Raw genomic sequence first — 16878 nt, forward strand, 5'->3', positions numbered from 1 at the left:
ATGCGCAGCGTGGGCACCGCTTATTTGCGGTATTCCAGAACATCGCCGGGCTGGCAATCCAAAGCGCTGCAGATCGCATCCAGCGTTGATAAACGGATGGCCTTTGCTTTCCCGTTTTTGAGAATGGAAAGATTAGCCATTGTGATACCGACTTTCTCTGCAAGCTCGGTAACACTCATTTTCCGCTTCGCCAGCATCACATCGACATGAATAATAATTGCCATAGTATGCTCGTTACACCGTTAAATCATTCTCAGATTTCATGTCAACGCCATTCTGCAAAATCTGCTCGAACACCGCCGCCGCAGTAGCCACAACAATTGAAGCGAAGGCAATAACGATTCGTATGAAAACCCCCGCTGGCCGGTCGTCGGTGTCGGCAAATGGCATAAAAATGATTGATACGACTACAAAGCCGATAATGGCGAGGGCGCAGTGTTTGATAGTGCGCAGGGCGTTTACCGTTGCCGGCGAGAATGCCGTGTTGTGCCCGGCATAGCCCAAGACCCTGAATACCTGATACAAGGCCATGAAAAAAGGCACGGACGCAACATAGGCATACACCAGGAATGGATCGTTGAAATATACCTGAAAGGGTGTGGCATGCGCATTCCTGCCCTCGATCTGAGGTTCCCACAGCAGAAAGGCAAGTGCTGCAATGCCAATAAAAATAATGACGAGCTGAAGAAACAGGGTTGAGTTTCGCTTCATACCAGGCACCTCATGCACAAGCAGATGCGAATATCCTAGCAGGTTATTTATCGTTTGTCAATATATTAGTATCGTTTTGCGGAAAAAATTATCAGCGCCGGGAGAAACTAGCAGCGGAGCGTCGTATGATTCACACCCGCCTGTGCGATTTGCTTGGCATCAGCCACCCGATTTTGAACGCGCCGATGAGCGGCACAGCAACGGCAGTTCTGGCCGCTGCCGTTGCTAACGCAGGCGGGCTTGGCATGATTGGCGGCACAAGCCGCGGCGGCCCCGATTGGCTGCGCGCGCAGATCCGCGCCACTCGTGAGAAAACCAAGCGCCCTTTTGGCGTCGGCTTTATCTCTTCATTTCCGAATGTCGAGGATCTGGTGCAGGTTGCGCTCGACGAGCGTGTCGCAGTGATCAACCACTCCTTCGCCGACCCTGCGCCGTATGTCGCGGCGGCGCATGCGCGGGGCGTGCGGGTCTTTGCGCAGGTGCAAAACCTGGCGCAGGCGCAGCGGGCAGCCCAGGCAGGCGTCGATGCCATTATTGCGCAGGGAACCGAAGCCGGCGGACACACCGGCATGGCGAGCACGCTGACCCTGCTGCCCGCAGTGATGGATAGTGTGGGCGATATTCCCGTGCTGGCGGCCGGCGGGGTTGCCGATGGGCGCGGGCTCGCAGCGGTGCTGATGCTTGGCGCAGCCGGCGCTTCGTTAGGAACCCGCTTTGTTGCCAGCCACGAATGGGGTGGCGGTGCATGGGAGCAGCACGCTCTCTTAGCTGCTACTGCCGACGACACCATCCGCACGTCCGTCTACGATCAGGTGCGCGGCGCCGCTTTCCCTGCCGGCATTGCCGACCGTGTGCTGCGCAATCGGTTCAACAGCGCCTGGGATGGCCGCACCGACGCAATCGGCGAGCATCAGGCCGAGCTTCAGCGCGAGCTAGAAACAGCGGCCAGCGCTCACAATGCAGATGTGGTGGATATTAGCGCAGGCATGGCCGTTGGGATCATCCGCGCCCTCGAGCCGGCTGGCCTGATCGTCGAGCGGATTGTTGCCGAGGCCGAGCAGATCGTGCGGCAACGTGCTGCTGCATTGTTTCATCCAGCATAACACTCGCGGGGGGTCGGGAGGTGGTTCTTTTCGCAAGCGCGTGCTGGTAATGGAACGGCTGGCAAACGTTACCGCTCAGCTGGCATTCGCCCAGACTCACGGCAGTATAACAATGCCGCCCTGGTGGTTGGCAAGCCCTGGGTGCAAACCACAGCTGCTTCACCTGGCGGAATCACTGTTTGCCAACAGTGCGTCTATGGCCAATCAGCAGGCACTCGAAGCGACGCGCGCTTGTCGCGCAGCCAAAACAAGCTTCCTGAGCAGAAAACGGCCGCTTCATAACGAAAGAGCCGGTGCACAGGCCAGAGCAGCGCGCTTAAAACCTTGAGCGTAGTGTGAGTGTGCAATGAACCATGATCATCAGGCGGCGCATTCACAAGCATTCGATCTTTTACTGGTGTTTGGAATTCTCCTCGTCATTTACATCTTCACCATGGCGGGCCATCACTATTCCGTTGATGGAATGGCCATGTACCAGCAATCGAAAACGCTGCTTTTTCAGCATACACTGCGATTTTCACCGCCATTCGTATGGGACACATATACGGCAAACTATACGCTCTGGCCAGAGGGATTCTCGCTGGTGTATCTTGTGCCGCTCACAGTCTTTAGCTTGTTCATATTCCCGCACGATACAACATTTCGCGTGGTGCCCAATAGCTCTACAGCGCTGTTTTATGATCCGAGCTATATGCATATCAGCATCACAAACAGCATCCTTACTGCGCTTTCGGCAAGCTGCGTCTGCCTCATTGCCAGGCAGTTTCGCTTCCCGCGAAATTCCGCAGTAGCATGTGCGGCAGTGTATGGGCTTGCATCGCCAGCATTTGCGTACCAGAAGCAGGATTTTTCTCAGCCACTGGCAACCTTCCTGCTTGTTGCCAGTGTATCGCTGATGCTCAAGGCATACAGCAGCGATGGTGCACGCAAAAAATACGCTATTCCAGAACACAAAACCGAATACTTCGGCAAAGATTTAGAAGCTATGTCCTGCGCGGATAACTATCGCAGATGGATCCTTGCCGAATTCCTGCCGTATCTTCGTGGTTCTGTTGCCGAGGTAGGTGCAGGTGTGGGCAGCTTTTCAAAGCTTATTCTGGAAGCAGATGTAAGCCGCCTGACGGCATTTGAACCGGCAGGGAACATGTACACGGTATTGCACGAGTCGCTGCAATGCGATAAACGCGCGCAGGCAATCAATGCTTTTTTTGCGCACCAGCCAATCAGGCAATGTTTTGACAGCATTGTATACATTAATGTGCTTGAACATATCAAGGATGACGGGTTTGAGCTGAGCATTGTGCACGCCACCATTGAGCCTCAAGGTCATCTGCTTTTATTTGTACCAGCGCTCCCCTGGCTATACAGTGATTTTGATCGGCAAATTGGGCATTTTCGGCGATACACGAAACACAGCCTCACGAACCTTGTTGAGCAGGCGGGGTTTTCCGTCGTCAAAGCGCGGTATTTTGATCTCGCCGGCATATTTCCCTGGTACATTCATTTCACGCTGCTGAAGAATTCCATGAGCAAAGGGTGTATTGCCCTGTATGACCGCCTTGTGGTTCCTGGAAGCCGGCTAGCGGAAAAGAATCTGGTGCCGCCGCTGGGCAAGAACTTACTGGTTGTGGCCAGAAAGGCGTAAAATTCGGTTGGGCGTGGAGTTTGTTCATGCTCTACGCCGCGACCGGCGGGTAAGCTGGTTTTCCAGACAACGCCGCTTCAACCTTCCACAACGTTATGTCCGAATGACCTGACAGAGCGCAGGGTGTGCAGATGCTTGTTCGCCATTGATCAAGGTGACCTGCCAGACAAATTCTTCTGATGCGGAAAGCAGAAGCGCGAGGGCGGCTAACCCTCGCGCTTGCTTGTTGCAGAATTATGGAACTGGCGGCGTTGGTATTTCAAACGGCGGCGGCGGCTGCCCGCCTTCCGGCGTTGGCGCGGGCGGCTGCCCGCCTTCCGGCGTTGGCGCGGGCGGCTGGCCATCGGCAGGGGCGGCAGTTGGCTGTTCGGCGGGCGGGGCCGGTGCTTCGTCGGGCGCGCGCACGCCAAGCACCACGGTGGTGCCGGGCGGTATCCACGCACCCGGGCCGGGCAGCGTGCTCACCACCGCATAAGGCGCGGTAGTATCGAACACATCGGGGATGCGGTCGCGCGTCTGGTAGTCGACATACACGTTGCTGATGCCCAGCGCGGCCAGCTGCTCCTTGGCCTGGTTTTCACCAAAGCTGCGCAGGTCGGGCATGCGCACCGAGCCGGGCGGCGCCACCGAAGCAATCAGCTCGCCCGTACACTCGGGAATGTCGTTCGTTGCTGCTGCGCTGCCGCCCTGCCACTTATACTCAACCTTCTCGTCGGGGTCGTCGGGCGGCACATTCCACACCTTGATCGTGGTGATCATCTCGGGCGGCACATCCACACCCTCAACGGGCCGGCAGAACGACGCCGGGTCGAGCGGCTGCTGGTCGCCATTCTCGTTGGTGGCGACGGGCGTTGTGCCCAGGTTGGCCACCGTCATCTCGCGATACGCGTCGCAGCCGTTCTGGATCTTGCCGCCGGCTTGTAGTCCTGAGCCGTCGGGCGTGGGCGTCGCGGCATCCCGATTGTTCTTGCCGTTCATGTCGGGCGAGAACAGCTCCTGCGAGTAGCGGTTGAACGAGCCGGGAAGCTGGCAGATCGGCTTGCGCGTGATGTCTTTCGGCAGCTCGAAATTGAGCGGCAGCGTGCCATTGTAGGGTTCGGCCAGGATCTTCGCATACTCTGGGTTGCTGAATAGCTCTTCCATCACGTTATGCCAGATCACGCCGCCGCCGGTGAGGCTTTCGACTTTGGCGGTTGGCTCGTTGTTGTTATTGCCACTCCACACGCCCACGGTGACATAGGGCGTGAAGCCGACGGTCCATGCGTCGCGCCAGTCGTTCGAGGTGCCGGTTTTCACGGCGGCCGGGCGCGAAAGCTTGAGCTTGCTGTTCAAACCCCAGATCGGCGCGCGCGCCTGATCATCGCTCATCATGTCGGTCACAATCGCGACATGGTCGGGGTTGATTGCGTTGGGCGTGGGTTTGGGCTGGAACTCGCGCACATTGCCGCGGCTGTCGACAATTTTGAGGATTGCCATTGGTTCGTAGCGCGTGCCGTGGCTGGCCATGGTGTTGTAGGCAGTGGTCAGATCGAGCGGCGTGACCTCGCCGCCGCCAAGCGTGAGCGCCAGGCCATAGTAGTCGGGCGGATTTTGCAGGCCAGTGATACCGGCGCGGTGCAGCAGATCGAGTGTGTTCTGAATACCCGCGTATTTGAGCGCCTTGACGGCCGGCATGTTGAGCGAGTTGGCCAGCGCAGTGCGAATACGCACCGGGCCGTTCCAGCGGCCGTTGTAGTTCAGCGGCTTGTACGAGTTCGCCCCAAACGGCGGGAACTCGGTTGGCACGTCCCACATAATCGAAGCTGGCGTCATGCCCTGATCCATCGCAGACAGATAGGTGAAGGGCTTAAGGGCCGAGCCAGGCTGGCGGTCGCGCGTGGTGACGTTCACCTGGCCGTCGAGCACATTGCCTTTCTCGCCCTTGCTGGTGGTTGGCACGCTGGCGTTGTAGTCGATACTGCCAACCATCGAAAGGATCTCGCCCGTGTTGGGCTGCATCACCACCACGGCAGCGTTGTGGATATTACGCTCGCCCAGCTCGCGAATGCGCTCGGCGGCTTTCTGCTGCACCATGCGCTGCATGTCGAGATCGATGGTGGTATAGATCGAAAGACCCTGGTTGGCAAACTGCGGGCCGTATTCTTCGCTTTCTTCCAGCAGCTTGCGCACATAGAAGACGAAGTGCGGCGCATTGATTGGCGCAACCTGGCTGGAGAAGGTCAGGTCTTCGGCGGCGGCGGCGCGCGCCTGCGCCTCGGTCACGTACCCTTCATCCACCATCTGCGTGAGCACGGCGGCCTGGCGCTTTTTGGGAATGGCGGTATCGGCCGGGAAATCGTAGGTGGGCGAGAGCCAGTCGTTGCCGAGCTGGACGCCGCGCAGCACACCGCCTTCGAGATAGTTGATCGGGTCGTAGACGTTGGGTAGCTGCGGCAAGCCGGCCAGCAGCGATGCCTGCGCCAGCGTTAGCTCGCTGGCGTGGCGGTTGAAATACACATTCGAGGCTGCTTCGATGCCATAGGCCAGGTTGCCATAGTAAATCTCATTCAGGTACAGCTCAAGAATATCGTCCTTGCTGTAGCGCTGCGAAAGCTCCTGCGCCAGAATGATCTCGGTGATTTTGCGTTTGTAGCGATTTTCGGGCGCTTTTTCCTCTTCGGTCAGCACCGCCTGCTTGATCAGCTGCTGCGTGATGGTCGACGCGCCGCCCTGCTCTTCGCCCGCACTTGCCGCGCGGTAAGCGGCTTTTATAATGCCTTCATAGTCGACGCCGCTGTTTTTGAAGAAGGTTTTATCTTCGATTGAGACGGTTGCGCGAACAAGCAGCGGCGAAATTTGCGAAAGTGGAACCCGCGTGCGCTTTCCAGCGTCAAAGAATTCATAAAGAAGTTTGCCGTTTCGATCGTAGATGCGCGAGGTCTGAAAACCCTCGTGCTTTTGCAGTGTATCGAGCCGGCCTTGCAGCGAGTTCGCAAGCTGGGCATACGCGCCATAGACTGAGCCCGCGCCAAACAGCGTGGTGAGGACACCAGCCAGCACCAGCACCAGCAAGATGCGTGAAGACCATTTGATCGCGCCGTTACCTACAACAGGCGGGCGGCGCAGCATAGAGGTTGGGATTCGCCGCCGCGCGGTGCCCGGGTCGGGCCGGCGGCCGGGAAGAAAAGGTCGATCTGCCATTCGATTCGGTACCTATCGGGCCGGGCAAAGGCAGCAAACCGGGCTACATTTGCGCAGGCGCAATGATTGCGTATTTTCGCACATTCAGCCGCGCATTGTACCATGCGTTTGGCGGCGCGCAATGGCAGGCGAAATGATATCTTGCTGATAGAATCGCTATGCTATAATCCTGGCGCGCAACATCGTTCAGGCTATTCTGGTGCAGTGTATGGGCGGGGTGGTGTAAAGGCATGTGATTTTGGCTTCCGCCGCTCGTTTATTGCTATACACCGCAGTATGGGCGTCTGCGCGCCGGCTGCCACAGCTGGCGGAAGAGACACACGGTTATGCGTCTTGAAGATTTAAAAGGCCGGCGGCTGGGCCGCTACGAAATTCTTGAAGTGCTTGGGCGCGGCGGCATGGCGGCAGTGTATCGCGCGCGCGATACCGTGCTGCGCCGCGATGTTGCGCTGAAGGTGCTGTACCCGCAATACACCGGCGACGTCGCCCTGGTCGAGCGCTTTCAGCGCGAGGCGGTGCTGGCGGCCGGGCTCGATCATTCCAACATTCTGCCGATCTACGATGTTGGCGATACCGACGGCATGGTCTACATCGCCATGCGGCTGCTCAGCGGGCAGTCGTTTGCCGACGTGCTGCGGCTGCGCGGCAGCATCCCGCCCGCCGAGCTTCTGCCAATTGTTGATCAGGTCGCCGCCGCGCTCGACTACGCGCACGCCCGCCAGATCGTCCACCGCGATATCAAGCCAGCGAATATTTTGATCGACGGCGATGGTATGCAGGGGCTGGCGAGCGCGCGGGCGATTCTCACCGACTTCGGCATTGCGAAATCGCTCGACGCGGCGGCGCGCGGCCTGACGGCTACCGGCGTGCTAATTGGCACGCCCGAGTACATGGCCCCCGAGCAGATTCGCGGCGGCCACAAAGTTGATGCGCGCGCCGATATTTATGCGCTGGGCGTGGTGGTGTACCGCGCGCTCACCGGCCACCGCCCATACGAGGGCAGCACCGAAGAAGTGCTGATGGGCCACCTGCATGGCACCTTTGCGCCGCCATCATCATTCGATCGTTCGCTGCCGCCCGCGCTCGATGGCGTGCTGCGGCGCGTGCTGGCGCGTGAGTCGGCGCAGCGCTACCAGAGCGCGGGCGAGTTTGCGCGCGCACTGCACAGCGCAGCCGGGCTGGAAATGCCAACGCCGCCGCCAGCAATCCGCCGCACCAACGATGGCCGCGTGGTTGTGCCGGCCGTGGCGATTGGCGGTGTTGGCGGGAGTGGCACGACGGTGCCGCAAGCCACGCACCAGGGCAATGCCGCGCCGCCGCGCCGCGCCGAGCCACTGGCACCGCGCATGCCCACGCCCCCGTCCGCGCGCACACTGCCACAGCGTCGCGAAAGGAGCGGCAGCGCGGCTGCCTGGGTGATGCTGGGCTTGATCCTGGCCCTGGTGATTGGCGGGGGCGGCCTGTACGCGGCTGGCCTGCTCTACCCGCGGAGTGCTGCGGCCCTGCCCACCACACCAATTCAGCCCACCGTGCCGCTGGCGACCTTGCAGCCCACCGTGCCGCTGGCCGCAACCGACGCGCCGCCACCTACCGAGGGGCCAACCGCAGCCAGCGCGCCTGAGCCCACCAAAGCGCCCGATGTAGTAGTCGCGCCCACCAAAGCGCCAACCAAGGCTCCGACGAAAGCGCCAACGGCCGCGCCAACCGTCGCACCAAGCGCCACGCCCACGCCCGAACCAACCGAGATTCCGCCCACGCCCACGCCAACCGAGCCGCCCTGCCCGATTGAGATCGGCGCGCAATTCACCACATTGCTTGAGAATCGGCCCGAGCTGGCCGACCGGCTGGGCTGCGCGGCGCAAGATCAGCAAGAACGCGCAGTTGCCGAGCAGAGTTTCCAGCGTGGGCAAATGCTGTGGCTGGCCGGACCACAGACGGGCAATGGAACGATCTACGTCCTGCAAGGTTCTGAAGGCCAAACGACCCTCTTGAAATGGCAATCGTTTGAGGATACCTGGCACGAAGGCGACCCCGAAGACAGCGGCGATCTGGCTCCGCCCGACGGTTTGATCGAGCCGATTCGCGGCTTTGGCAAGCTGTGGTATGCCAACGATACCATTTCGGGCCAGCTTGGTTGGGGGGTGAGCGGCGAGAAAGCCGCCACTGGCGCGGTGCAGCGCTTCGCCAATGGCCGGCTGATCTACAGCCCGCTTGGCTTCGATACGGGGGCGGCGGTATATGTACTCTACCAGAACGGCACCTTCGAAACCTACCCACTCTAGCAGGAGCGCGCATGGCGAGCTATTATGATGAGATTTACGCGCTGGTAAGCCAAATTCCGCCCGGCCTGGTTTCGACCTATGGGCGCATTGCGCAGCTCACGCCGGTGCCAGGTGGCGCGCGCGGTGTGGGCTGGGCGCTGGCCGGCCTGCGGCCCGAGCAATCGCGCACGGTGCCGTGGTGGCGCGTGATCAATGCCGAAGGGCGCATCAGCAACGCGCACAACGCCTCGCTCCAGCGCGAACTGCTGGAAGGCGAAGGGGTCGAGTTCGACAATCGCGGTTATGTCGACTTGGCGCGCTTCTTGTGGGCAGGGCCGAGGTAGTGTGTCTCAGTCTGGGCGTATAGCAATACGCCCGTCTTTGTCAGGTCTGGGCGTGTAGCAATACGCCCTTCTTTGTCAGGTCTGGGCGTATTGCTATACGCCCTTCTTTGTCAGGTCTGGGCGTATTGCTATACGCCCTTCTCTGCCATTCCATCTCCAATCCCGCGCTTTATTCTTCTGCAGTATCGGGCACGGTGGGTGCGCCAGCGCGGCGCGTGAGCTTCAGGCGCGCGCGCACCTGATCGACCTGAGCAATCGCGGCGCGCACTTCGGCCAGCCAGTCGGCGTGCTCGGCGGAAAAGGCGCGCACGGCATAGGCCAGCGCCGAACTGCGCGTGTCGGCCACGCCGGCAGCCACCAGTGTATCGAGCACATCGCGCTCGGCGCGGCCCAGGCGCGTCATCACGGGCGCGGAGCGGGTGGTGAACAGGGCCTCGCTTGTGCCCACGCGCATGCCCCACGACACGGGCACGCCCAACTGTTTTTGCAGCTCGCGCGCCAGCTTCATGCGCTGCGGACGCGTCATTTCGCGCTGCTCAGCGATCTGGCGGTATTCCTGCTGGCGGCGCGCGTCGTCGCCCTCCTCGTCGGCGGCGGGCGCGGCCGCAATCGGCAGCACAATCACCACTTCGTCGTCGTAGCGCGCAACCTCGGGCGCACTGGCAAGCAGCGCGGCGGGCAGGCGTTCCTGCACCCACTGAGCGATTTCGCTGGTGTTCACTCGGCCCCCTTCTGGCGTATTTTCCGGCGTGCTGCGATTATACCGCACCTGATTACGCAATTACAACCCGCCGATTTGCGCCAGCCGACGTTTCTGTTACAATCGGTGGTCGGTGCAGGCGCCAGCGTGCGCGCCGCGCAAACCAGGAATGATTTCATGGCGATATACGACCAACTGCCCGAGCCACACATCGACGCCGCGCGCGAAGACGAGCTGACAAGCCGGATCGACCGCTGGCTGGCACATATGACATGGCGGCCCGATTTCACGCGCTGGCGCGAGATGCGCCTGTGGCAGGAGCGCCACCAGCGCGACCGGCTGCGCCTGATCGAGCGCTATGGCGGCGGCGTGGCCGGACGGCGCATTCTCGATCTGGGCAGCGGCATGGGCGGCACCAGCGTGGCGCTGGCGCTGGCCGGGGCCTTCCCGCTGGCGTTTGAATATAACCGTGCCTACTGCGATATTATTCGCCTGCGCGCCGCCCGCTACGACCAGTTTGTGCCAGTGCTGAATGGTGCGGGCGAGGCGCTGCCCTTTGCCGACGGCACCTTCGACCTGGCGATTGCCTGGGATGTAGTGGAACATGTGCAGGACCCAACGCAGCTTTTGAGCGAACTATCGCGCGTGCTCAAGCCGGGTGGGCGCGTGCTGCTGACGATCATCAACCGCTACGCCTACCGCGACCCGCATTACCACCTGCCGCTGCTCAACTGGCTGCCGCGCCCGCTGGCCGAGGCAATTATCGAGCGGCGCGGGCGCAGCAAGGGCGCTTCGGATTTTAGCGACCGCCAGAAGTTGTCGGAAATGCACTACTACACCATGGCCGGCTTTCGGCGGGTGGCGGCGCGCTATGGCTTCCGCGTGGGCGATATTCGCGAAGACCGGGTGCGGCGCGGCGATGGCAGCGCCACCGGCTTGAAGGGCCGCGCCCGCGATACGCTGCGCCGCGTCGGGCTGGCGCACACCGGCTACATCGCCTACCGCACGCTGATTCAGGGCACCTATGAGCTGCTGCTGGTGAAAGAATAGGCTGGCAGGTTGCAGGTTTGAAGGTTGGCAGGTTGCAGGTTTCAGGTTTGAAGGCTCAATCCCAAAACCCCAGACCCTAAACCCTTATACTGTTGGCATTCGGTAGGCTGTATCTCAAAATTTTTGCGTCCTTTGCGCTCTTTGCGGTGAAGAAATACAGCGGCAGGTTGCAGGTTTCAGGTTTGAAGGCTCAATCCCAAAACCCCAGACCCTAAACCCTCATGCAGGCTGTACTACGCACTTCGCACTATGGTTATATAGAGGTTTGTTTCTGTGGCTGGAGCTGTTCCGAAAACTGCCATCGACGCGCCTGCGCTGAAGCGCGCGCCGGCCGCGCGGTCGCTGCTGGCCTCGCTGGGCGCGGCGCGCTGGCTGCCCGCGCTGCTGCTGGCGCTTGGCACCATCCTGGCGCTCACGGCGGCGTATAGCGTGCGCCCAAATGTCGATGTCGATATTGGCGATTATCTCGACACGCCGTTTCTGCCCTTGACACGCGACCGCGACACCGCCGCCGCCGATTTCTACGAACCGGAAGTTGGGCGCATTGCGGGCGAGGCCAGCTACCCCTGGCCGGCCAACCAGACGACGGTTGAGCTGCCGGGTGGCTACGACGGCATTTTGCAGGTCACGCTGGAAGCCGCGCCCGGTCTGGATGCGCAAGGGCTCAAGCCCTACATCCTCTCGGCGAATGGGCGGCGGCTGTGGATCGCGCGCAGCAGCCCGCGTGAGCTGGTGCTGGTGATCCCGCCCGACCTCGCTAAAGCTCCAACGCTGGCATTGCGCGTCGAGCCGGGCCTGATTGGCGACCCCGACCCGCCCGCCGGGCTGGTGGCGCAGGTCAAGCTCGCGCCGGCGCGCAGCTACCGCTGGACGGGCGCGGAAAGCACGATTCGCCTGCCCGGCCTGGGGCGCGGTGATTGGCTGGTAAGCGTCACGGCGGCGCTGAAACACCCCGACGGCCAGCCGCTCGATGCGACGATCAGCGCGAATGGCACGGTGGTGGCGAACCTGCCCGAAGGCGACCGCCGCCAGATTTCGTTTCTGGTGCCGGCTGCGCTGGTGCCCGATGGCGACCTGACACTGGTGGTGCATTCCAATACCTTCACCGACCCGCGCAACATCGGCGCGCTGCTGTACGACTTGCAGGTGGCCCCGGTTGGCGCAACGCCGCTGCTGCCGCCGCTGAAGTTTGTGCTCTATGCGCTGGTGATCGCGCTGTGTCTGTTCACCTGCCTGGCGCGCATGACCACGCGCAGCGACCTTGCGGCGGTGCTGGCGCTGGCGCTTGTGCTGGGCGGCGCAGTCGCGCTGACGCAGGCGCGCTACCCAACGGCCTTTCTGCTGCCGCGCCTGGCCGTGCTGGCGCTGTGGAGCGTGGCGCTGCTGCTGGCACTGGAATGGCTGATTCGCTGGGCGTTTGGGCGCGCGGGCGTGCCGCTGAGCGGTTGGGCGCTGCGGGCGCTGCTGCTGGTGTTCTTCGTGGGCTACTGGATCAAAGCCGGCGCGATGCTCTACCCCTACTTCGTCGGGATCGATATGTCGCTCCAGCTCCAGTGGGCGCGGCGCATCTGGAATGGCGAGTTCTGGAGCTTCTACGGCACCGACAACCCGATGAACGAGCGAACCATGCCCACCGCCGAGTGGGGCGCGACGCGGCCGGTCATTCCCTACTCGCCGTGGTTCCATATTTTCGCCGGGCTGTTCTGGTTCCTGCCCATCCCGGCGGTGCTGGCCGGCCATATGTTCAGCGCACTGGTCGATTGCAGCCGTGTGTTTCTGATCGCGCTGCTTGGGCGCAAGCTCGGCCTGTCCGAACGCGAGTCGCTGTTTGCCAGCCTGCTCTACGCCGTGACACCCGCAACGTTTCTGCTGCACTCGTGGGGCAACCTGCCGACGACTTTTGGCATCTGGTGGACGCTGCTGTCGACGGTGTATATTGTGGTGGCGTACCGTCGTTTGGGCGAGCGCGGCCCGTTCCTGACGCTGACGCTGCTGCTCACAATTACCATGCTGATCTACACGGTGATGGCCGTGTTTATGATGCTGTTCCTGATCCTGCTGCTCGTGGCGCTCTGGCTGATCGAGCGGCGCGGCGAAGCCCAGCCACGCGCCTTTGCCGACGCCACACCCGGCGCGCGCCGCCCGGTCTGTGCAATTGGCCTGGCCGCGCTGCTGGCGCTGCTGCTCTCAACCATTATTTACTATGGGCAGTACATTCCGCTGATCGTGGCGCGCACATTGCCCTACTTTTTCGGCGGGGCATCCGGCCAGCAGGTTGGCATTCAGAACCACCAGCCTTTCCTCCAATATTTGGCCGACTACATCCCGCGCCTGGGCTACACCAGCCGCCCGGTGATCTTCGGCCTGTGGATCCCGCTGATCCTGTCGCTCGCCGGCCTGTTCTGGCTGCGCAACCGGCGCGTGCTGGCGCTGGCGGGCGCCTGGCTGGCGATCACGATTCTTTTCACCATCGCCGGCAGCCGTATCTCAATGGTCGATAAGCAGATTTTCTACTTTATGCCCATGATGATGCTGCTGGCCGCACCGCTGATTGAGTGGGCCTGGCGGCGTGGGAACGTTGGGCGGCTGGCGGTGGCGGCGATGTACCTGTTTACGTTTGGCGCGGCGCTGCTGCTCTGGGTCGAGCGTGTCGCGACGATCCGGCAGTAGGCGCAATGAAGATAGCACTGTATAACCTGACCACGACGATTAAGCTGGGCGGGGTGGAAAGTATTGTCTGGGATGTTGGGCAGAAGCTGGCCGAGCGCGGCCACGCCGTGACGATTTTTGGCGGCAATGGCGCGGTGCGGCGCGAGCCGCCCAACGTAACCGTGCGGCGCTATCCCTACATTGCCCGCGAAACGTGGGGGCGCGTACCGCCGCTGCGCAAATCGCTCAACCTGCTGAAGCTGCTGGAACGCCTGTCGATGGCGGCATGGGCGGTGGGCGACCTGATGCGTGGCGGCTTCGATATTGTGCAGGTGGTGAAGCCCTACGACTTCCCGATTGGCGCGCATGTCCGCTTCTATCGCGGGGCGCGGCTGGTCTACAACTCGCACGGCACCGACTTCTTCCCCGGCGACATCCTGTTCCGCCGCGCCATCGACGGCGCATTTGCGTGCAGCCGCTACAATGCGCGCATGGTCGAAGCGCACTATCACATCCCGATTGATGTAGCGTATAACGGCTTCGACGCCCAACTGTTCCGCCCCGCCACGCCCGACCCGCTGCTGCGCGCGCGCTACGCGCCCGACGGCGCGCCGCTGATTATGTATGCCGGGCGACTGGTCACCTTCAAGGGGTTGAATTTCCTGCTGGAAGCGCTGGCGAGGCTGCCCGGCGCGCAGCTGATCCTGGCCGGCGACGGGCCGCACCGCGCCAGTCTGGAAGCGCAGGCCGCCCGGCTGGGCATTGCCGAGCGGGCGCACTTCATTGGCAACCGGCCGCACACCGAGCTGCCGCTGCTTCACGCAATCAGCGACGTGTTTGTGATCCCCAGCACCGACCACGAGACCTTTTGCCTGGCGGCCTGCGAGGCGATGAGCTGCGAGCGCCCGGTCGTGGCGGCGCGCACAGGCGGCCTGGTCGAGGTGGTGCGCGACGGCGAAACCGGCCTGATCGTGCCGCCGGGCGACGCGAACGCGCTGGCCGAGGCATTGCGCACCCTGCTGGACGACCCGGCGCTGCGCGCGCAGATGGGCCGCGCCGGGCGGGCGTGGACCAACGAGATGTTTACGTGGGACAAGGTGATTGCGCGCATGCTGGCGTGCTATGAGCGCGTGCTGGGGTAGCGTTCAGGGGTCAGAAGTCAGAATGATTTTGGCCGTATGAGAGCAAGTTCGGGTAAAGACTTGCATTGTGTCATTCTGAACCTTTCGGCTACGCTCAGGGTAAACTCTGCGCCAGCGGAGTGAAGAATCTCTCTGTGGTTCATTTTGGTCGTCGCGCATCAGGCGTCGGCGGTTGCGGGGCTGGCGGCCTGCCAAGGCTGGTAGGCCAGCGACTGGTGGCGGAAATAAGTTGTGTACAGCTCGGCATAGTGCCCACCGCGTGCCAGCAGGTCGTCGTGATTGCCAGCTTCGATGATCTGGCCGTCGCGCAGCACAATAATCCGGTCGGCGTTGCGCACGGTCGAGAGGCGGTGCGCGATCACAATGCTTGTGCGCCCGCGCAGCACCTCGGCCAGGGCGGATTGCACCTGCGCCTCGGTAAACGGGTCGATGCTGGCGGTCGCCTCGTCCAGCAGCAGGATCGCCGGGTCTTGCAGCAGCACGCGTGCCAGCGCCACCAGCTGCCGCTGCCCAAGCGAAAGCCGCGCCCCCCGCTCGCCCACGTCGGTCGCCAGCCCGGCGGGCAGGTCGTCGAGCCAGCTGCCATCGCCCAGACGCCGCGCCGCCGCCGCAACCTCCTCATCGCTCGCGCCAGCACGCCCGTAGCGAATATTATCGGCGACGCTGCCCGAGAAAAGGAACGGCGCCTGCGGCACCAGCCCGATCTGGCGGCGATACTCGCCCATGTCGAGCGCGCGGATGTCGCGCCCGTCGAGCAGGATGCGCCCGCTCTGGAATTCGTAGAAACGCATCAGCAGCTTCACCAGGCTCGATTTCCCCGCGCCGGTATGCCCAACAATTGCCAGCGTTTCGCCGGCCGGGATGGCAAGCGAAAAATCGCGCAGCACGGCATTGCGCCCGGTGCTATAGTTGAACGACACATCCTCGAAGCCGATTGCGCCGCGCAGCCGCCCAACCGGCTCGCTGGCCGTCTGCACCACCTGCGGCTCGTCGTCGATCAGCGCAAACACGCGCTCGCTGGCGGCCAGACCCTGCTGGAACTGGCTCCAGAACGAGGCGATGCTGGTGATCGGGTAGAAAAAGATCGTCAGGCTCTGCACAAACAGGTACCAGTCGCCCACGGTGATGCTCTTGCCAATCACCAGCAGCCCGCCCGCGTAGACAATCGCGGCTTCGCCCAGGCCCGAGATGGTATTGAGCAGCGGGTAGATGCTGCCAAACACCGCGACCCGCGTGATCTGCACGCGGTAGGCCAGCTCGTTGGTGGCGCGGAAGTCGTTGTAGATCGCGCTTTCCTGCCGGAAGTTTTTCGCCACGGCAATGCCGCTGATCGTTTCCTGAATCGTGGCGTTGACGGTGGCCTGTGCGCGCTGCGACTGCTGCATGGCCCGCCGCGCCAGCCGGCGGAAGCCCAGCGCCACCACCATCACAATCGGCCCAAGCGCGAGGGTGATCAGCGCCAGCCGCCAGTTCAGCGTCAGCATCACAATCGTGATCACCACCACCAGCACCAGCTGGCTGATTAGGTCCACCGTGAGCGTGACGACCGTGGCGAAATCCTGCGTGTCGGAGGTGACGCGGCTGACGACCCGGCCCGACGCGAACTGGTCGAAGAAGGACAGGTCGCGGCGCATGACGGCGCGGAATGCGTCTTCGCGCAGCGCCAGCACGACGTCGCCAACGGCGCGGGCGGCAAACCACTGCCGCACAAAGTTGAAGCCCCAGCCCAGCGCGCCCAGCACCGTCACCAGCGCGGTCAGCTCGAGGATGTATTGCAGCTGCGGGTTGCTGCCCAGCGAGTCGATGCCGCGCGAGATGATGATTGGCGTGATCGTCGAGGCCAGCGACATCAGCACCACCATGCCCGACACCAGCAGCACTTTGCCGCGGTGCGGGCGGAAGTAGGCGGCAATGCGGCGCACCAGCTGCGCGTCGCTGTAGCTGCGGTCGTATTCTTCGGCGTTGAGGCCGCCGGTGATGCCCATAGCAATTGCTTTCTTTTAGAAAATCCACGGAAGAATCAACCGCAAAGAGCGCGAAGGACGCAAAGAGTTGCAGGTTTACAGGTTTGAATGTTGCAGGTTGCGACGACT

At 62.2% G+C, this 16878-nt stretch carries 12 protein-coding genes; 7 read left to right on the top strand and 5 right to left on the bottom strand.

Annotated features, from left to right (window positions below; translation table 11 throughout):
* Positions 1-20: 20 nt before the first annotated feature.
* Both M1P90_RS09320 and M1P90_RS09325 read right to left on the bottom strand, forming a co-directional pair.
* Positions 21-224 carry a helix-turn-helix domain-containing protein gene (locus tag M1P90_RS09320; protein WP_483702343.1) on the bottom strand — a complete coding sequence of 68 codons (204 nt, stop codon included), beginning with the start codon at positions 222-224 and terminating at the stop codon, positions 21-23.
* 10 nt (positions 225-234) lie between these two features.
* Positions 235-711 (bottom strand): DUF2975 domain-containing protein, encoded by a 477-nt coding sequence (locus tag M1P90_RS09325; protein WP_483702344.1) that lies wholly within the window; start codon positions 709-711, stop codon positions 235-237.
* Here M1P90_RS09325 and M1P90_RS09330 point away from each other — a divergent pair.
* Together M1P90_RS09330 and M1P90_RS09335 are read left to right on the top strand one after the other, a co-directional pair.
* On the top strand, positions 696-1814 hold the full coding sequence (locus M1P90_RS09330; RefSeq protein WP_483702345.1) for an NAD(P)H-dependent flavin oxidoreductase: 1119 nt from the start codon (positions 696-698) through the stop codon (positions 1812-1814). The two genes, M1P90_RS09325 and M1P90_RS09330, sit on opposite strands and share 16 nt — an antisense overlap.
* A 346-nt stretch (positions 1815-2160) precedes the next feature.
* The gene (locus tag M1P90_RS09335; RefSeq protein ID WP_483702346.1) at positions 2161-3459 is read left to right on the top strand and encodes a methyltransferase domain-containing protein; all 1299 of its coding nucleotides are present in this window, start codon (positions 2161-2163) and stop codon (positions 3457-3459) included.
* Between the two features lie 234 nt (positions 3460-3693).
* Here M1P90_RS09335 and M1P90_RS09340 read toward each other — a convergent pair whose 3' ends face one another.
* Positions 3694-6639 carry a transglycosylase domain-containing protein gene (locus M1P90_RS09340; protein WP_483702347.1) on the bottom strand — a complete coding sequence of 982 codons (2946 nt, stop codon included), beginning with the start codon at positions 6637-6639 and terminating at the stop codon, positions 3694-3696.
* Positions 6640-6965: 326 nt separating this feature from the next.
* Between M1P90_RS09340 and M1P90_RS09345 the strand changes: the two genes are divergently transcribed.
* Both M1P90_RS09345 and M1P90_RS09350 read left to right on the top strand, forming a co-directional pair.
* On the top strand, positions 6966-8921 hold the full coding sequence (locus tag M1P90_RS09345) for a serine/threonine-protein kinase (protein ID WP_483702348.1): 1956 nt from the start codon (positions 6966-6968) through the stop codon (positions 8919-8921).
* Positions 8922-8932: 11 nt separating this feature from the next.
* Positions 8933-9244: an MGMT family protein gene (locus tag M1P90_RS09350; protein WP_483702349.1), complete on the top strand. Its 312-nt coding sequence runs from the start codon at positions 8933-8935 to the stop codon at positions 9242-9244.
* 169 nt (positions 9245-9413) lie between these two features.
* Here the strand turns inward: M1P90_RS09350 and M1P90_RS09355 are convergent, their stop codons facing one another.
* Positions 9414-9965 carry a hypothetical protein gene (locus tag M1P90_RS09355; protein WP_483702350.1) on the bottom strand — a complete coding sequence of 184 codons (552 nt, stop codon included), beginning with the start codon at positions 9963-9965 and terminating at the stop codon, positions 9414-9416.
* Between the two features lie 156 nt (positions 9966-10121).
* Between M1P90_RS09355 and M1P90_RS09360 the strand changes: the two genes are divergently transcribed.
* From M1P90_RS09360 to M1P90_RS09370, 3 genes are all read left to right on the top strand, one after another.
* Entirely contained in the window at positions 10122-10994 is an 873-nt protein-coding gene (locus tag M1P90_RS09360) for a class I SAM-dependent methyltransferase (RefSeq protein WP_483702351.1), read from the top strand.
* Positions 10995-11267: 273 nt separating this feature from the next.
* Positions 11268-13664, top strand: a complete 2397-nt coding sequence (locus M1P90_RS09365) for a hypothetical protein (protein ID WP_483702352.1) — start codon at positions 11268-11270, stop codon at positions 13662-13664.
* A gap of 5 nt (positions 13665-13669) precedes the next feature.
* Entirely contained in the window at positions 13670-14785 is a 1116-nt protein-coding gene (locus tag M1P90_RS09370) for a glycosyltransferase family 4 protein (RefSeq protein WP_483702353.1), read from the top strand.
* A 158-nt stretch (positions 14786-14943) separates the two neighbouring features.
* Here the strand turns inward: M1P90_RS09370 and M1P90_RS09375 are convergent, their stop codons facing one another.
* Entirely contained in the window at positions 14944-16770 is a 1827-nt protein-coding gene (locus M1P90_RS09375; protein ID WP_483702354.1) for an ABC transporter ATP-binding protein, read from the bottom strand.
* Positions 16771-16878: the final 108 nt, after the last annotated feature.

This window comes from Kouleothrix sp. 19917, from assembly GCF_057073505.1.

What these genes read in the sequence shown, in the direction of transcription:
- M1P90_RS09375 (WP_483702354.1), bottom strand. Translation starts at nt 16,770, where the DNA reads ATGGGCATCACCGGCGGCCTCAACGCCGAAGAATACGACCGCAGCTAC.
- M1P90_RS09320 (WP_483702343.1), bottom strand. Translation starts at nt 224, where the DNA reads ATGGCAATTATTATTCATGTCGATGTGATGCTGGCGAAGCGGAAAATG.
- M1P90_RS09345 (WP_483702348.1), top strand. Translation starts at nt 6,966, where the DNA reads ATGCGTCTTGAAGATTTAAAAGGCCGGCGGCTGGGCCGCTACGAAATT.
- M1P90_RS09325 (WP_483702344.1), bottom strand. Translation starts at nt 711, where the DNA reads ATGAAGCGAAACTCAACCCTGTTTCTTCAGCTCGTCATTATTTTTATT.
- M1P90_RS09370 (WP_483702353.1), top strand. Translation starts at nt 13,670, where the DNA reads ATGAAGATAGCACTGTATAACCTGACCACGACGATTAAGCTGGGCGGG.
- M1P90_RS09350 (WP_483702349.1), top strand. Translation starts at nt 8,933, where the DNA reads ATGGCGAGCTATTATGATGAGATTTACGCGCTGGTAAGCCAAATTCCG.
- M1P90_RS09335 (WP_483702346.1), top strand. Translation starts at nt 2,161, where the DNA reads ATGAACCATGATCATCAGGCGGCGCATTCACAAGCATTCGATCTTTTA.
- M1P90_RS09340 (WP_483702347.1), bottom strand. Translation starts at nt 6,639, where the DNA reads ATGGCAGATCGACCTTTTCTTCCCGGCCGCCGGCCCGACCCGGGCACC.
- M1P90_RS09360 (WP_483702351.1), top strand. Translation starts at nt 10,122, where the DNA reads ATGGCGATATACGACCAACTGCCCGAGCCACACATCGACGCCGCGCGC.